Origin of the sequence: Streptomyces sp. NBC_00076 (assembly GCF_045041235.1) — a bacterium.
Classification (GTDB): Bacteria; Actinomycetota; Actinomycetes; order Streptomycetales; family Streptomycetaceae; genus Streptomyces.
This window is the reverse complement of record NZ_CP108242.1, coordinates 1064807-1081436: the sequence shown is the minus strand read 5'-3', so window position 1 is coordinate 1081436 and position 16630 is coordinate 1064807. Positions and strand designations below refer to the sequence as shown.

Genomic DNA, 16630 nt, shown 5'->3' with positions numbered 1-16630 from the left:
CCTCGTCCGGGCGGGCCGCGTCGTGCGGCCGCCACTTCTCGGATTCCCGCTCCGGGCGCCGGTATTGCCCGCCAACTGGTTGCCGCTGGATCGACGGGGGCGCGAGAGGGGCGCACCCGCCCGCCGACGCCCCGCTCATACCACTGGCTCACCCGAGTGGCACGCAGCCGCGGGGAAGCCTAGTAATGGTCGACGTAACACCGCGTGTCGCACGTCGGGGCGTCGACCGCGGGCGCACCCTTCCCCTGGAGCTCAGCATGACCACCGGCCCCGCATCACCCGAGTCGAACCCCGCCGCCATACCCCTCCCCGAATCGACCCGAGGCATCGGACGCGTCGCCTCCGCATACGGCGTTCCGGACGGTGAGCCGGTGAGCGCCGCTGTGGCGGACCGGTCGGTGGAGGACGTGACCCGGCCACTGGTCCTGGCGGCCCCTGTCACGCTCGGACTCGGAGCGATACCCGTACGCCGGGCAGACCCAGCCACCGACCCGAGCCGGGCGGCGACACCGCCGTTCCCCCAGGCCCGGTTCGCCGTCCTGGCCCTCGCGGGGTGCGGGGTGCTCAGTTTCCCGCTGTACCGGGACGGTGCGTCCGTACGTGTCTACGGCCTGGCCCTCGCGGTGTCGGTCCTGTGCGTGTTCCTGGCGCTGGTGCTGGCCGTACGGACGACCGTGCCGACGCTCGCGGTTGCCGTCATGGTCCCGGCGACCGTGGCGGCCGGTCAGCTGCTCGAAGGCGGACCGGTGCACTCGGCCGGGCTGTCACGGGCGCTGGACCTCGCCCTCGCGCCGGCCTGGATCGCCGGTACGGCCGGGGTCGTCGCGTCCCTGGCGGCGCTGACCTCCCTGGTCGCCCGCCTGGCATGGCAGATGCCGCGCGGTACGACGGACCGGCCGATGGCCGAAGCCACTCGCTCCACGGACTGACCCGCTGCCCGTTCGCCGTCCTGCCGCCCCGGTCCGCGAGCGCGCCGACGCCCCGCCTGCCCGTGCCCGCCGATGCGACACCGCGCCCGCAGGTCGGCCGCCCACCCCCGTCAACAACCCTGCGGTCGAGACAGCTGGTCAAGACGGGCCGGTCACGACGGCTAGGGCGTGTCCCGCGTCCTCGTGGCGCCCTTGAGGCGTTCCAGGGTGCGGCTCAGCTGCTGGAGCGGGGACCCGGCCGGCGTGGCGGGCGGTTGCGGTTGCTCGGGGAGGGCGGCCGCGGTCTCGCGGTACGCGGTCAGCGCCTCGTGGGCCCGTTCGGCGGCCTCCCGGTACAGGTCCCGGGACTTCGTCATGGCGTCCAGCGCGTCGGCGTACATGGCGACGAGCTCCCGCTGGCGGACGAGCTCCTCCTCCACGGTCAGCAGATGCCACTGCTCCCGCAGCGCGGTCACCGCGTCCTCGCCCCCGTCCGGCAACGGCCTCGACGACGCCGCGAACCGGATCAGCGCGTCGACCAGGTCCGAGGGCTCCGAACCGTCGAGGAACACACTGCGTACGGCGAACTCGTCCTTGTCGTGGTCGGTTTTGCCCGGCGCTGCGGGAAGGACCACCGCGCCGCCCCGCGGCACCTGCACGCCGGCCTCCTTCAGGGCCCAGTTGACGGCCCGCAGCTGCTGCGGGGCGGCGCGGTGCTCGACCACCCGGTGCCGCAGGCCGTCGGGAAGCAGCGGGGCCAGGGCCCGCCGACCGCGTTCGTCCGGGGTCATCGCCTCGTGCACGACGACGTGGGTGTTCCAGCTGCCGCGCACCGCGTCCCGGAACAGCCGGCGCATGGCCTTGTCGTCCTCGGGGAGGCGGTTGGCGTCCCGCAGACGCAGCCCGGTGGGAATGTCGTGGTCCCAGTCGGCGTCCGGTGCGTCGGGCCAGAACACGGTGGCGGGGGAGGGCCACCGCTGGTCCCACGGATGTTCCGCCTCCGCCGCCAGCACCCACTCCGATCCGGTGTCCGCTTCGGTGTCGGCCATGGGCAGGACCGTCAGTGCGGCCCGCACGGTCGCCCCTTCGGGAACGCGCCAGCGCGCTTCGAAGACCGGCTTCGGGGCCTCCTCGGCCTCGGACGGCTCCAGGAAGTCGTCGATGGTGCCCGCGTCCTTGAGTCGTTGCAGATTGCGGCGGACGACGTCCAGCGGGTCGGGTCCTGTGTGGCGGCCTCGGGCCAGCCACACCGTCGGAGGATGGGTGGGACGGGCGGCGGAGGAGATCGGCATGAGTCCATCTGGTGGCGGAGGGGCACGTGCGCCTTTCAGTATCGCCGTCGGCCCGCGTCGACGATCACCCGGGGTCCCCGAGGAAGACCGGCGGACGCTCAGCCGGCCTGTGGCGACTTCTGACCGGACTTCGCCGCGTCGGCGAGCTCGGCGGTCACGTCGGCGGTCTGTGCCGAGGGCGGCGCCTCCACGCCGACCCGGGTGCCGAAGTCGTCGAACCGCAGGGTCGTCGTGCTGCTCACCCGGGTGTCCTCACGGTCCGTCGGCGAGCTGTCCCGCAGCGGCCGCAGGGAGAGGCGTACGGTCTCCTGGCGCAGCCGTCCCTCCTCGTCGAGCCACAGGTCCACCGGGATCGACGACGTACCCAGCTGCCTGCGCAGCTCCTGCGCCTGACCGCGGTCCCCCCGCGCCAGTGTCGACACGTCGATGTTCACTCGATAGTGGGTGGTCCGGGTGCCGTTCACCGTCTCCGTACCGACCTTGGTCACCTTGCCGGAGCCGAGCTTCTCGACGTATCCGAACGGCTCCACCGGGTCGCTCAGCCGTGAGTCGCCGGATCCGGAGCGTGGCAGCCGCGCCGGGTCGATCTTCATCCAGGCCTTGCCCTCGGGCAGCGTCCCACGCTGCCCGGCGGGCGGCTTCTGGTAGATGATCCCGTCGACGACCCGTTGCTCGATCCGGCTGCCCTGCGAGGTGAGGGTCATCCGGCTGTCGCCCTCGGCGAGGTCCACCGCGCCGGTGCCCTGGGCGGTGACGCTCTGCCCGCCGGCCACGGCCTTGGTGGAGACGGTCAGCTTCGCCGTGTCCGCCGACCTGGTCCGGTCGTAGGCCGCACGAACGACGTGCGTGTCGTCCGTCTTCTCCGGCCTGCTCGACGGACTGCCCGCCGTGTCGGCCTTGTCGTCCGTCCCGCCGCAACCGGCCGTCCCCGCGACGAGCATCACCACGGCGACGGCACTTCCTAAACGCGTCCTGGACACCGCACACACCCTCTCAAGTCGGGAGGTAACGCTTTGACGTGTCCCGGTTGCCCCTCTGGCCGGGCGCCATGCGGCGTGTTTCGGCCACGTGCGGCCGTGCCGCGCCGCCGGGGCGTCCCGCCCGCGGCGGTGTGGTGACGGGCCCAGGGCATCAGGTCGGCGATCGCCGCCGGGGCCGGCCCACGTCGGCCCGGCGCTGTCGCAGGCCCCTGTCGAACCCTCGCCCACCCAGCCGCACCCGGGGCGCGCGCCGCACGTGCGGGGTGCGGGGCAGCCGCTCCGGACGGTGGGCGTTCACTCCTGCCCCGCACCGGACGGGCGCCGCACAATGGCTCACCGAACAGGGCCCGTCCACCATCCGCATCGGGGCGGGCCCTGTTCGCCCGAGCCCGATCACCGGTACGGCGGCGACCTGCGCACGTTGACGCGTGGCGGCGGGCTGACCGGTGGCGTCGACGCCGAAGCCAGGTGAGCCGAGCATCCCGGCGGGCGTCCGGCACTGTCACGAACGAGGGGGCCGCACGACCGACGGGGCCGGAGGATCAGATCCCCCGGCCCCGTCGGTGTCACCCGTGACGGCTCACGCGTCCTACGCGCCGCTCTCCCGGAGCATGTCCTCACGCTCGACGAGCTTCACGCGCTCACGGCCCTGCGGCTCGCCCAGCGCCTTCTCGGCGGCGTCCAGCCGGTACCAGCCCTCCCAGGTGGTGAAGCGGACCTCGCGCTCGGTGAGGAACGCCTCCACGGCCTCCGGCGCGGGAGACGCCGGAGTGTGCAGACGGCCGCCCGCGAAGTCGTCCAGCAGGTTGGCCACCGTCTCGTTGGCGTCGCCCTTGGTGTGCCCGATCAGCCCCACCGGCCCGCGCCGGATCCAGCCGGTGACGTACGTCGACTGGAGGTGCTCGCCGCTCTCCTGGACGACCCTGCCGCCCTGGTCCGGGACCGTGCCCGAGTCGAGGTCCCAGGGAAGCTTGGGCAGTTTGTCGGAGAGGTAGCCGACCGCGCGGTAGACGGCGGTGACGTCCCAGTCCTTGAACTCGCCGGTGCCCTTGACGTTGCCGGTGCCGTCGAGGGCGGTGCGCTCGGTGCGCAGGCCGACGACCTCGCCGTTCTCGCCGAGGATCTCCGACGGCGACTCGAAGAAGTGCAGGAACAGCTTGTGCGGGCGGTCGCCGACGTCGCGGATGGCCCATTTCTCCAGGGTCTTGGCGACCATGTCGGCCTGCTTGTTGCCGCGCCGGGTCTCGATCGAGCCCTCGTCGTAGTCGATGTCCTCGGGGTCGACGATCACCTCGATGTTGGGGGAGTGGTCCAGCTCCCTCAGCTCCAGCGGGCTGAACTTCGCCTGCGCCGGGCCGCGGCGGCCGAACACGTGGACCTCCAGGGCCTTGTTGGCCTTGAGACCCTCGTGGACGTTCGGCGGGATCTCCGTCGGCAGCAGCTCCTCCGCGGTCTTGGCGAGGATGCGCGCCACGTCGAGCGCGACGTTGCCGACACCGAGGACGGCGACCTTCTCCGCCTTGAGCGGCCAGGTGCGGGGCACGTCCGGATGACCGTCGTACCAGGAGACGAAGTCGGCGGCGCCGTACGAGCCGTCGAGCTCGATGCCCGGTATCGACAGCTCGCGGTCGGCCGTCGCGCCCGTGGAGAAGATCACGGCGTCGTAGAACGCGCGCAGGTCGTCCAGGCTGATGTCGGTCGGGTAGTCGACGTTGCCGAAGAGACGGATCTGCGGCTTGTCGAGCACCTGGTGGAGGGCGGTGATGATGCCCTTGATGCGCGGGTGGTCCGGAGCGACGCCGTAACGGATCAGCCCGAACGGGGCCGGCATCCGCTCGAAGAGGTCGATGGACACCCCGGGTTCGGCGGCCACGTCGGACTTGAGCAGTGCGTCGGCGGCGTAGATCCCGGCGGGGCCGGCTCCGACGATGGCTACCCGCAGGGGGCGGGGCATGATCAGTTCCCTTCGAGTGACGACAGATCGACTCGAGGGGAAGCCTAAATTAAGGCAAGCCTTAGTTGGTACGGGGGTCCAGTCTATGAGCTCATAAGGCTGCTTTATGGGTGGGGGGGCAGGTTCTGCTCGGCCCAGATGACCTTGCCCTCGGGCGTGTAGCGGGTGCCCCAGCGCTCGGTGAGCTGCGCGACCAGGAACAGGCCGCGTCCGCCCTCGTCCGTCATGGCCGCGTACCGCAGGTGGGGCGAGGTGTTGCTGCTGTCGAAGACCTCGCAGATCAGGGTGCGGTCGTACAGCACCCGCACGTGGATGGGGTCGACGCCGTAGCGGATCGCGTTGGTGACGAGCTCGCTCAGGATCAGCTCCGTGGAGAACGTCAGCTCGTCCAGGTCCCATCGGGTGAGCTGGCGGCCCACCGAGGCCCGTACCTCCGAGACGGCCGCCGGGTCGGCCGGCACCCGCCACTCGGCGATCCGGTCGGCGGCCAGGGCCCGGGTGCGCGCCACGAGCAGAGCGATGTCGTCGCTGGGCTTGGCCGGCAGCCGGGAGTCGAGGACGCCCCGGCAGGTGTCCTCGGGAGATTGGCCGGCCCGCTCCAGCGCGTCCCGCAGCATGTCGAGCCCCTCGTCGATGTCGTGCTCCCGGTCCTCGACCAGCCCGTCCGTGTAGAGCACGAGCCGGCTGCCCTCGGCCAGTTCCAGATCGACCGTCTCGAACGGCAGGCCGCCGAGCCCGAGCGGCGGACCGGCCGGCACGTCCGGGAACTCCACGCTGCCGTCGGGGTGGATCACGGCGGGCGGCGGATGGCCGGCACGGGCGACCGTGCACAGCCGGGACACCGGGTCGTAGACGGCGTACAGGCAGGTCGCGCCGGTCACCGGGGCGCTGGTGTCACCCTCCTCCAGTTCATCCTGGTCGATGCGGGAGACCAACTCGTCGAGGAGGGAGAGCAGTTCCTCGGGGGGCAGGTCCAGCGCGGAGAAGTTGTGCACCGCCGTGCGCAGCCGCCCCATCGTGGCCGCCGCGTGCAGCCCGTGCCCGACGACGTCACCCACCACCAGCGCCACCCGGGCGCCGGACAACGGCAGTACGTCGAACCAGTCGCCGCCCACGCCCGCCTGCGCCGGCAGATAGCGGTAGGCGATCTCCAGGGCGTTCTGCTCGGGCAGGGTGCGTGGCAGCAGACTGCGCTGCAACGTCACCGCCATGCTGTGCTCGCGTGTGTAGCGGCGCGCGTTGTCGATGGAGACGGCGGCCCGGGCCGCCAACTCCTCGGCGAGCGCCAGTTCCTCCGTGTCGAACGGCTGGGGCTTCTCGGACCGCCAGAAGCTCGCCACCCCCAGCACCAGGCTGCCCGCCCGCAGCGGCACGGTGATCAGCGAGTGGATGCCGTACTCCACCACCTGGGCGGAGCGTTCGTGGTCCTGTGCCCGCCAGCCCGGGGCCTCGCTGAGCCGCGGCTCGACCGCGGCCTGCCCGCTGCCGAGGCTGCGCGCCTGCGGGGAGGACTCGACGAGCCGGATCTGCTCGCCCACCGGATACAGCGGCACGTCCTTGCGGATCCCGCTCATCGCCGTACGGTGCAGCCGGCGCCCGGTGTCCGGCTGACCGCCGCTCAGCACCGTGTCGAACAGGTCCACGGTGGCGTAGTCCGCGAACCGCGGTACGGCCAGTTCCGCGAGTTCCTCGGCGGTACGGGTCACGTCCAGGCTGGTTCCGATCGCCGCCCCGGCGTCGTACAGCATGTTGAGGCGCTCCCGTGCCGCCTCGGCGCGGCCGGAGAGCGCGCGCAGCTCCGTGGAGTCGCGCAGGGTGGCGACGGTGCCGGGCGGCCCGCCCTGGCTGTCCGTGGTCCGTTGGTTGATCGCCAGCAGCCGGTCCTTGACCAGGTGCACCTCGTCGGTGGCGACCCCTCCGGAGGCCAGCAGGCCGGCCGTGTCGGGCGGCAGACCGAGGTCTTGCACATGTCGGCCCTCGGCGTCGGCGGGCAGGTCCAGCAGCCGGTGTGCCTCGTCGTTGGCGAGCAGCAGTGTGCCCTCTACGCCGACGATCAGCACGCCTTCGCGGACCGCGTGCAGCACCGCGTCGTGGTGCTCGTACATACGGGTCATCTCGTGCGGGCCCAGGCCGTGCGTCTGCCGCAGCAGCCGTCGGCTCACCAGCGCGGTGCCCGCGGTCGCCAGCGCGAGGCCCGCCGCGGCGGCGGCCAGTACCAGCGGCATCTGCCGGTTGGCGGCCCCGCCCACGTTGGCCGTCGTGATACCCGCCGACACCAGGCCGACGATCGTGCCGTCGTCCGCCCTGACGGGCACCACGGCCTGTACGAGCGGTCCGATGGTGCCGTCGATCGTCTCGGTGACGGTCCGTCCGGCCAGCGCGGGTGCGAGGGTGCCGACGAACTTCTTGCCGATGCGGTCCGGCTTGGGATGCGTGTAGCGGACACCGTCGGTGTTCATGACGACGATGAAGTCCACGTCCGTGGCCCGGCGGGCCGCCTCAGCACGCGGTTGCAGGATCGCCGTCGGGTCGGAACTCCGCAGCGCGTCGACGGTGCCCGGCGCGTTCGCGAACGCCTGGGCGACGGCGACCGAGCGGTTGCGCGCCTCGCTGGTGCTGTCGCGGCGGGCCTGCAGCACCAGCGCGAGGACCGCGGCCACCACCAGCAGCAGCACGATCACCACCTGCAGGACGAAGACCTGTCCGGCGACGCTGCGGCCGCTCAGCGCCGCCCGCAGTCCCGAGGCCGTTCCCCGCCGTGTTCCGTCGGCGCCGCGCGGCCCGGCGGGCGGGCCGCCCGGCGCCGGCCGCGCCCGGTGCTTGTGCACCTCCTCGGCGCGGTCTGGCGCGTGGGGGGAGCGCGGACCGCTGGGGCGGCGGGTCGACCGGGCCCCGGATCGACCCAAGAGTCGGACCATGTGCCCATGTCTACACTGCCGCGCGCCGTGAGGCGAGGGGCGTCACACGGCGTGACAGGCCGAGTTCCCGTTGCCAGCAGGGCCGGACGACGTTCCGTCGCCGTCACCGCGTGATGCGGCGGGCGAGCAGGAGGGCGATGTCGTCGGGGCGGTCGACGGCGTGCCGGGCCGTCGCGGTGAGCCGGTCCGCCAGGCCCGCCAGCGACCGGCCGCCCGGCCGCCCGGCGGGCATGCCCGCCTTGGCCAGGGCCGACCGCAGGGCGCTGATGCCGTCGTCGATGTCGCTGCCGGGCCGTTCCACCATCCCGTCCGTGTACAGCGCCAGCACGGCGTCGGGCTCCATCCGCAGTTCCGCCACCGGGTAGCCGGCCCGCGGGTCCACCCCGAGCACGACTCCGCCCGGCAGGTCCAGGACTTCGGTGCGGCCGTCCGGCCGGCGCAGCAACGGCTGCGGATGCCCCGCGCGGGCCGCCCGGGCCACACCGGTGGCGGGGTCCAGGCGGACGTAGCAGCAGCTGGCGAACAGCCCCGGATCGAGGTCGATGAGGAGGTGGTTGGTGCCGCTCATCACCTCGTCCGGCGGCCGGTCGCCGAGCGCGAACGCCCGCACCGCGCTGCGCAGTTGACCCATGGTCGCCGCCGCCTGCACTCCGTGTCCCTGTACGTCGCCGATGACCAGCGCCAGACCGTCCCCCGCCTCGATGACGTCGTACCAGTCACCGCCCACCTCCAAGCCCTGGGTGCCGGGCAGATAGCGGCCGGCGGTCTCCACCTGAGGATGCGCCGACAGCCGCCGGGGGAGCAGGGCCTGCTGGAGCCCTCGGGCGAGCGCGGCCTCCGTCTCGTAGCGCTGGGCCTTCTCCATGGCGTGGGCGATCAGCCCGGCCAGCGCGGTGAGCACCGTACGTTCCTCGGTGCTGAAGCCGCGCGGGCGGTCGAAGCCGAGGATGCAGGAGCCGACCGGGCGACCGGAGGCGATCAGGGGGAGGAAGGCGCGGGCGCCCTCCGTCGCGTCCAGCGGGATGCCGGGATAGGTCGCGGTCAGCTGCTCCATCGAGTCGAAGAACAGCGGGCGGCCCGTGGTCAGCGTCTCCACACCGGGCAGCCGGGCGTCCAGGCCCACTCCCTCGAACGCGGTGAGAAACCCTTTGGGGAAGCCCGACTCCCAGGCCAGGTGCAGATGCCGGTCCTGCAACAGGTAGATGGCGAGCCGCCGGCCGCCGAACGCGGGCAGCAGCTCACGCATGACGACGGCGGACACCTGACGCGCGGTGACCGCCTCGTTGAGCGCGATGGCGAGAACGATGGGCCGGTACGCGGGTGCCGGGGAGGCGGTGGTGTCGGCGGAAGGGGCGTCCCCGGAGCCGGTTCCGCCGGCAGTGATGTCGGCGTCGCGGGAGGCATCGGCGGGGACCTGGTCCGCAACCCGGCTCGCCGGACGGAGTGTGCAGGTCAGCCGGTCCTCGCCGGGATGCACGGTGAGGGACAGCCAGTCGCCCTCGGACGACCGGGCGGCCGTGTCCGGGGCGGGCTCCGGTGGCCGCCGGACGTGGAACTGCACCGAGTCAGGCGCCAGCAGGGCCCCGCGCAGATGGTCCTCCACCTCAGGATGGTCGAACCACGGCACGGTCTCCCACAGCGCCCGGCCGAGCAGCTCGATACGGGACCGACGCAACAACTGGGCGGCGCGCGGATTCGCGTACACGACCAGACCCGCCCGATCCAGGCAGAACACGCCGTCCGGCAGGAGGTCGGCCGCCGCGTCGGCCACCGCGGCGGGGCCCGGATCGAGGACGATGCCCTTCACGATCCCGGTGCCGGCCCACGTGCCCGACAGGTCGGCGGCGCCGTCCGCGCTCCACAGGTCCATCAGCCGCAGCGCACCGTCCGCGCCCCGCAGGTACAGCGGCAGGGTCGGCGGCCGGGCGGCCGCCGTGCCCCGCAGCGCGGCCAGCACCAGATGAGCGTCCGAGGGGGCCACCGCCCGCGCGAACTCCTCGGCGGTGCCGGGGAATTCGTCCGGGGGCACGCCCAGCAGGAGGTGCAGGCCCTCGTCCACGGTCACGGTCGCCGTCGCCGGCTCCCACACGAAGCGGCCGAGGCGCTCCACGGGCAGTCGCGTGGCGGACGGGCGCACGCACAGCGGATCGCCGTCCCAGACGACGGACTCTCCCCGGTCCTCCAGACCGCGCAGGGCGGTCTGGAGATCATGGGCCAGCCGGACCATGCTGTCCCGCGCGGTCAGCAGTTCGGCGGCGTCCGCGACGGAGGGACGCAGGACGCCGAGGACACCGAACGGCGCCGCCTCCGTTCCTACCCGCACGAACAGGGAGCCGAAGGGGAACGGCAGGCCGGCCGCGAACTGGGGGTAGCGGCGCATCGTCTCCGTGGCGTTCGGCAGGACCACCTGGACGCCCAGCCGGTAGGCGTCCGCGACCGGGAACGGGCTGTCCGCGTGCAACCGCCACCAGGGCCGGAACAGGGGGCCGGGCAGCCCGCCGAGCACGGCCAGCCGCAGCAGTCCGGGCGTGCCGGACCGCAGGTAGATTCCGCCCGCGTGGCCGCCGGCCGCGCTGATCGCCTCCAGGGAGGCGTCGATCAGCAGCGTTGCCAGCCGTCCCGGCGTCGGATGTGCGTCCTCGGCGCTCCCAGTCATCGGCCCTACCTCGTCCGTGCGCCGTCACCCCGGCGACGACACAGCCAGAATGCGCCACCAGCCCCCGGAAGCGCATCCGCTCGGACGAGGTCGGCGCCCGGCGCCTCGACATCACCGCCCGTGTCCCGCGGCCCCGCAGTGTTCTGCGTGTTCTCCGGGCAGAGCCGTGTTCTCCGGGCAGGCGGCGTGACACATCTCGCTCCGCGCTCCGTTTGCGCCGGGCGTGAGTGAGCAGCCGATCTTGTGGCATCCCTGGCCGGCGGAAAGGAACTCACGATGGCGGCCGACGAACCCGACACCCAGCAGATCGCTGCCGATCCGGCGGCGGTCAAACGTCACCGCACCCTGTTCAGGGCCGTACGACGGCGCAGGAACCCGCCGTTGCGGCGCACGGACATCACGGTGACGGACGAGGCGGCCGTGAAACGCGCGGTGAAGGCGGCCTCGCTGGGCAACGCCATGGAGTGGTTCGACTTCGGCATATACAGCTATCTCGCCGTCACCCTCGGCCATGTCTTCTTCCCGTCCGGCAATGACACCGTCCAGTTGCTGTCCTCGTTCGCGACCTTCGCGGTCTCCTTCCTGGTCCGCCCGCTCGGCGGCATGGTCTTCGGGCCGATGGGGGACCGAGTGGGCCGTAAGAAGGTCCTGGCCATGACCATGATCCTGATGGCGGTCGGCACCTTCGCCATCGGCCTGATCCCGTCGTACGCGACGATCGGCTTCTGGGCCCCGGCCCTGCTGATCCTCTTCCGCCTGGTCCAGGGCTTCTCCACCGGCGGCGAGTACGGCGGAGCCTCCACCTTCATCGCCGAGTACGCGCCGGACCGGCGCCGCGGCTTCTTCGGCAGCTTCCTGGAACTCGGCACGCTCGCCGGATACGTCGGCGCGGCGGGCCTGGTCACGGCGCTGACCGCGATGCTCGGCGATGCCGGGATGGAGTCCTGGGGCTGGCGTGTGCCGTTCCTGGTGGCCGGGCCGATCGGCCTGGTCGGCCTGTATCTGCGGCTTCGGCTGGACGAGACGCCGGCCTTCCAGAAGCTGGAGGACGAGTCCGTCCACCGGGCCTCCGAGGCCGCCTCCACCGTGGAGACGACGGCCAAGGGCGACCTCGCTGCCGTCTTCCGGGAGCAGTGGCCGACGCTGATTCTGTGCATCTGCCTGGTCGGCGCCTACAACATCACCGACTACATGCTCCTGTCGTACATGCCGACGTACCTGTCGGACGAGATGGGCTACTCGGAGGCGCACGGCCTGCTCATCCTCATCGCCACGATGGTGGTGCTGATGCTGCTCGTGAACCAGGTCGGCTCGCTCTCCGACCGGCTGGGCCGCAAGCCCCTGCTGATGGCCGGGATGCTCGGCTTCCTCGTCCTGTCCGTCCCGGCGTTCCTGCTGGTCGGACAGGGCAGCCTGGTGGCCGTGTCGTGCGGCATGCTGATGCTCGGCCTGTCGCTGGTGTGCCTGCTCGGCACGATGTCCGCGGCGCTGCCCGCCCTCTTCCCGACGCAGGTGCGCTACGGGGCCCTGTCCGTCGGCTACAACCTCTCCGCCTCCCTGTTCGGCGGCACCACCCCCCTCGTGATCACCGCGCTGATCTCCGCCACCGGCAGCGAACTGATGCCCGCGTTCTACGCCATGGCCGCCGCCCTGGTCGGCACCGTCTCCGTCGCCTTCATGAAGGAGACGGCCCGCAAGCCGCTGGCGGGCTCCCCGCCCGCGGTCGCGACACCGGAGGAGGCGGCCGACCTGGTGGAGAGCCGGGCACCCGCACCGCGGTTCTGAAGCCGGTCCAGGTCATCCGGACGCGTATGGGTGACGGGCAACCCTCCCTGCGGTGAGTCAGCGGCCGGTGGGCGCCGGGACCCCGGCGCCCACCTCGTCCACCGGCTGCCCGACGACACCTCGGAGCAGCATGGAACGGCTCTCCCCGCAAGGCCGGGCCGCGCTCCGGAGTACCTGATTGACCCGGATGGCCCTCTCGCCGGGAGAGGTGGCGCGTGGCGGGGTCTCCTGGAGGGGCAGCCGTCGAAGGAGGTGTCCCATGTACGAGATGTGCGTAGGCCCGGAGGCCGGAACGGGGGCGCTGGTGTGGCACGTGCTGGAGCGGCACCGGGGCAGCAGTCTGTGTGGCGTCGACCTGCCCAGGGGGTCCGGCGCCCGACCATCCGAAAGGACCGCGACCGATCGCCACTGCCTGCCGTGCATGGCGCGCTTCCAGGAGTGCCTGGAGTCGACGAGCGGCGGACGCTCGCGCTGAACCGGCGGGCAGCCGACGGGTGGCCCCGCCTTGCGAGGGGCTGAGGCTACGGGCTGGTTACGGTGCCCTCAAACCTTGATGGCCACCCGATGAGCTCTTCATGATGAAGGTATGACGACTGGCTCGCGGGCCATGACCCGACTGGCCGACTGGCCGGACCTCGTGGAGGCCCGGCCCAGTTGCGGCACAGGTCGTGCGCTGCGCTGCGACGGCGGCGAGATCGCGCACTTCCATTCGGACCGGCTGGCCGACGTGCATCTGTCGGGGCCGGCCATCTGGCGCCTGAGGGGCGATCTGTTGGGCTCGACCGCCCTGCGGCTGGTGCCGGGCTCCGCTTGGGTGACCGTCCGCCTGGAGTGCGAGTCGGACATCGATCTGCTGCTGACGCTGGTGAGCGTCGCCCTCAAGGCCCACCAGGGGAGCGCGGCCGCCGACCCGGTCCCGTCCGCACGCTGCAACGAGCACCGTCGTGTCACGATCGCGCGGTGAACGGCTGGTGACGGCCCGTCAGCCGTGGAAGTTCACATAGCCGTTGCGGTCGGGGTCGGAGCCGCTTTTGGTGTACCCGTGCACGTCGGCACGGCTTCCGGAGGGCTTGTAGAAGTAGATCGTGTCCTTGTCGTTGTTCCAGATGAAGTTGCAGTTCTGGCGGTAGACGACGTTGTTCGCGTCGGAGTCGGTGCCTCTGCCGCCGCGCAGCTTCACATAGTCGCCCGGTTGCAGCGAGTGGCTCTTCGTGAAGGTGAAGTGGTTGCCGACGGCGTCCTTGACGACATAGCCCTTGAGGTTCACGGTCGTCGAGGACGAGTAGTTCTTGATCGTCAGGTACTCGTTCTTGGTGTTGCCGGTGGTGCAGTTGTTGGAGTCCGAGCCGGGAGCGTCGTACTGAACGCCCTTGAGCTTGAGAGCCGAGGAGTACTCGGTGGCCTGGGCCGGCGCGGCCGCCACGGCGGCTATCAGCCCGGCGGCGGCGGTGGCCGCCAGAACATGGTGCATACGCATGGGACATCCCCCCAGTGGTGCGAGTAGAGCGGCAGGAGCCTACCTCTTTGATGAACAACGTATGGAGTGATCGTGTGGAAAATGTGAAGTGAGCTGATCCGCGTGGTGCGGGATACCCGTGACGGAGAGGAAGTCCGGCGGCGGAGAGGAACCCGGGTGGGCACGGAGACGAAGGCGGGCGGCCAGGGCGACAACCCGGCGGACGCGACCCAAGGAGCCGACCCCAGGAGGTGGAAGGCCCTGTGGGTGACCCTGGTGGCCGGCTTCATGAGCTTGCTGGACGTGACGATCGTCGCGGTCGCCCTGCCGTCCATGCAGCGGGCCCTGCACGCCTCGGCACCCGCCATCCAGTGGGTCGTCTCGGGCTACGCCCTCGCGTTCGCCCTCGTCCTGGTGACCGCCGGACGCGTCGGCGACGCGATCGGCAGGCGTCGTGTCTTCCTGCTGGCGCTGACGGCGTTCGTGGTGTGCAGCGCGGCGGCGGGCGCGGCCCCCACCATCGACCTGCTGGTCGCGGCCCGGCTCGCCCAGGGGCTCGCCGCGGGCTGCCTCGCCCCGCAGAACTCCGCGCTCATCCAGCAGATGTTCCGGGGCGCCGAACGCGGCCGCGCCTTCGGCCTGTTCGGCGCCACCGTCGGCGTCTCCAGCGCCGTCGGCCCGGTGGTGGGCGGACTGATCCTCATGCTCGCGGACGGCCCCCAGGGATGGCGCTGGATCTTCTACGTCAACGTCCCCGTCGGCGCGCTCGCACTCGTACTGGGACTGCGACTGCTGCCGAAGGTCGCTCCCGGGCGCCGCGAACGGCTCGACCTGCCGGGCGTCGCCCTGCTCGGCTGCGGAGTCCTGGCGCTGATGCTGCCGCTCGTGCTGGCCGAGGCCGGCGGCGTCCGACGGCTGTGGTGGCTCTTCCTCGTCGGCGCGGCGCTCCTGGCGGCCTTCGCCCGCTGGGAACGGCGCGTCGCCGCGCGGGGCGGGCAGCCTCTGCTCGATCCGGAGCTCGTCACCGCCACCCGCGGCTATGCGGCCGGCGCCGCCATCGCGGCCCTCTACTTCGTCGGCTTCAGCGGCGTGTGGCTGGTGTTCGCCCTCTACTTCCAGAACGGCGAGGGGTTCTCGCCGCTGCGCTCCGGGCTGGCCGTGACCCCGTTCGCCCTCGGGTCGGCGCTCGCCGCCCTCGTGGCCGGCCGGCTGGTGGAGCGGCTGGGCCGACTGCTGACCGTGTGCGGACTCGCCGCCGTCGCCGTCGGACTGGGCGGGGCCGTCCTGAGCCTGCGCCTGGCCCCCGCCGACCTCGCGGTGTGGCTCGCGGCCCCCGCCCTGTTCGTCGGCGGACTGGGCAGCGGCTGCGTCATCTCGCCCAACGTCACCATGACCCTGCGCGATGTCCCGGTACGGATGGCGGGCGCGGCGGGAGGAGCGCTGCAGACCGGACAGAGGCTCGGCGGGGCCGTCGGTACGGCCGCCCTGCCGGGCCTGTTCTATCTGGTGCTCAGCGCCGACGCCCACGACTACCGGTCGGCGGTCGCTGTCGCCGTGGGCTGCGGCATCGCGCCGGTGCTGGGCGCACTCGCGCTGGCCGTGCACGACTGGCTGCGGGACCGCAGGGCGCGCCGGGAAGCGTGCCCGCCGGAGGTGTCCCACAGCCCCGTGCACGCGAGCCAGGGCTGACCTCCGGCCCGCACGGGAGCGGCGATAGGGTCCCCGGCATGGTTCATGCGGACGTGGGAATCGTGCATCCCGGCTCCATGGGGGCGCAGGTGGCCGCGCAGGCCGTGGCGGCCGGAGCGAGGGTCCGGTGGTCGGCGGAGGGACGGTCGGCCGCCACCCGGGAGCGGGCCGACGCCCTGGGACTGACGGCGGTCCGAGACATGGCGGAGCTGGCCTCCGAGTGCGCGGTGATCCTCAGTGTGTGCCCGCCGGCCGCCGCCCTGGACGTCGCCCGGCAGGTCGCGGCGACCGGCTTCGACGGCGTGTACGCCGACGCCAACGCGGTCAGCCCCCGCCGGATGGAACAGATCACCCGGGTGGTGCGGGAGAGCGGGGCGACCGTGGCCGACGGCGGCATCACCGGGCCGCCTCCCCGTGAGGCCGGCATCACCCGGCTGTATCTGTCCGGCGACGACCCGGCGGTGGAGACGGTGCGTGCCTTGTTCGACGGCACCGCCCTGACCCCGGTCGTCCTGGCCGGGCCGGTCGGCCGCGCGTCGGCGCTCAAGCTGGCCTTCGCCGCCTACAACAAGATCTCTTACGCGCTCGCCGCCGAGGCCAGTGCCCTCGCCGCCGACCACGGGGTCCTCGACGACCTCCGCGACCTCGCCGCGCACCTGCTGCCCGACACTCCGCTGGCCCGGCCGGAGCAACTGGCGAGCGCGGGGGCCAGGGCCTGGCGGTGGGAGCCGGAGATGCGGGAGATCGCCGAGGCCTGGCGCGGCAGCGGCCTGCCGGGTTCCTTCGCGGACGCGGCGGCGCGCACCTTCGACCGATGGCAGGACCACAAGGACGACCGGACCGTGACGGGCGACCGGCTCATCGCCGACCTCATGCCCCCGCGGCCGGACGACGAGACGTGACGGCCGGCCGCCCGGCGGCAGCCCATGGGCGGCTCGGTGGCCCGGTCGGCTCCACAGCGGATACGTCACCACAGGCATCGGCCGCTGCGG

11 protein-coding genes are annotated in these 16630 nt (G+C 72.5%); 5 read left to right on the top strand and 6 right to left on the bottom strand.

Features of this window, described 5'->3' with window-relative positions:
- The first annotated feature begins 257 nt into the window (after positions 1 to 257).
- Entirely contained in the window at positions 258 to 929 is a 672-nt protein-coding gene (locus tag OHA64_RS05010; protein ID WP_405608418.1) for a hypothetical protein, read from the top strand.
- Between the two features lie 161 nt (positions 930 to 1090).
- Here OHA64_RS05010 and OHA64_RS05005 read toward each other — a convergent pair whose 3' ends face one another.
- The 5 genes from OHA64_RS05005 to OHA64_RS04985 all read right to left on the bottom strand — a co-directional run bounded on the left by OHA64_RS05005 (position 1091) and on the right by OHA64_RS04985 (position 10708).
- On the bottom strand, positions 1091 to 2200 hold the full coding sequence (locus tag OHA64_RS05005; RefSeq protein WP_405608415.1) for a hypothetical protein: 1110 nt from the start codon (positions 2198 to 2200) through the stop codon (positions 1091 to 1093).
- Between the two features lie 98 nt (positions 2201 to 2298).
- Complete coding sequence (locus OHA64_RS05000) at positions 2299 to 3180, bottom strand: hypothetical protein (protein WP_405608412.1); 882 nt, start codon at positions 3178 to 3180, stop codon at positions 2299 to 2301.
- Between the two features lie 589 nt (positions 3181 to 3769).
- Complete coding sequence (locus OHA64_RS04995; RefSeq protein ID WP_405608409.1) at positions 3770 to 5134, bottom strand: FAD-dependent oxidoreductase; 1365 nt, start codon at positions 5132 to 5134, stop codon at positions 3770 to 3772.
- A gap of 104 nt (positions 5135 to 5238) precedes the next feature.
- Positions 5239 to 8052 (bottom strand): SpoIIE family protein phosphatase, encoded by a 2814-nt coding sequence (locus tag OHA64_RS04990; RefSeq protein WP_405608406.1) that lies wholly within the window; start codon positions 8050 to 8052, stop codon positions 5239 to 5241.
- A 103-nt stretch (positions 8053 to 8155) separates the two neighbouring features.
- Complete coding sequence (locus OHA64_RS04985) at positions 8156 to 10708, bottom strand: SpoIIE family protein phosphatase (RefSeq protein WP_405608403.1); 2553 nt, start codon at positions 10706 to 10708, stop codon at positions 8156 to 8158.
- A 276-nt stretch (positions 10709 to 10984) separates the two neighbouring features.
- Here OHA64_RS04985 and proP point away from each other — a divergent pair, with 276 nt between their 5' ends.
- Positions 10985 to 12493: a glycine betaine/L-proline transporter ProP gene (proP, locus tag OHA64_RS04980; RefSeq protein WP_405608400.1), complete on the top strand. Its 1509-nt coding sequence runs from the start codon at positions 10985 to 10987 to the stop codon at positions 12491 to 12493.
- Between the two features lie 586 nt (positions 12494 to 13079).
- Positions 13080 to 13457, top strand: a complete 378-nt coding sequence (locus tag OHA64_RS04975) for a luciferase family protein (RefSeq protein WP_405608397.1) — start codon at positions 13080 to 13082, stop codon at positions 13455 to 13457.
- 18 nt (positions 13458 to 13475) lie between these two features.
- Here the strand turns inward: OHA64_RS04975 and OHA64_RS04970 are convergent, their stop codons facing one another.
- Positions 13476 to 13970: a lamin tail domain-containing protein gene (locus OHA64_RS04970; protein WP_405608394.1), complete on the bottom strand. Its 495-nt coding sequence runs from the start codon at positions 13968 to 13970 to the stop codon at positions 13476 to 13478.
- Between the two features lie 156 nt (positions 13971 to 14126).
- On the opposite strand from OHA64_RS04970, the gene OHA64_RS04965 reads away from it, so the two are divergent.
- Positions 14127 to 15638, top strand: a complete 1512-nt coding sequence (locus OHA64_RS04965) for an MFS transporter (protein ID WP_405608391.1) — start codon at positions 14127 to 14129, stop codon at positions 15636 to 15638.
- A 38-nt stretch (positions 15639 to 15676) separates the two neighbouring features.
- Positions 15677 to 16540, top strand: coding sequence for a DUF1932 domain-containing protein (locus OHA64_RS04960; RefSeq protein ID WP_405608388.1), 864 nt, complete (start codon positions 15677 to 15679; stop codon positions 16538 to 16540).
- The last annotated feature ends 90 nt before the right edge of the window (positions 16541 to 16630 follow it).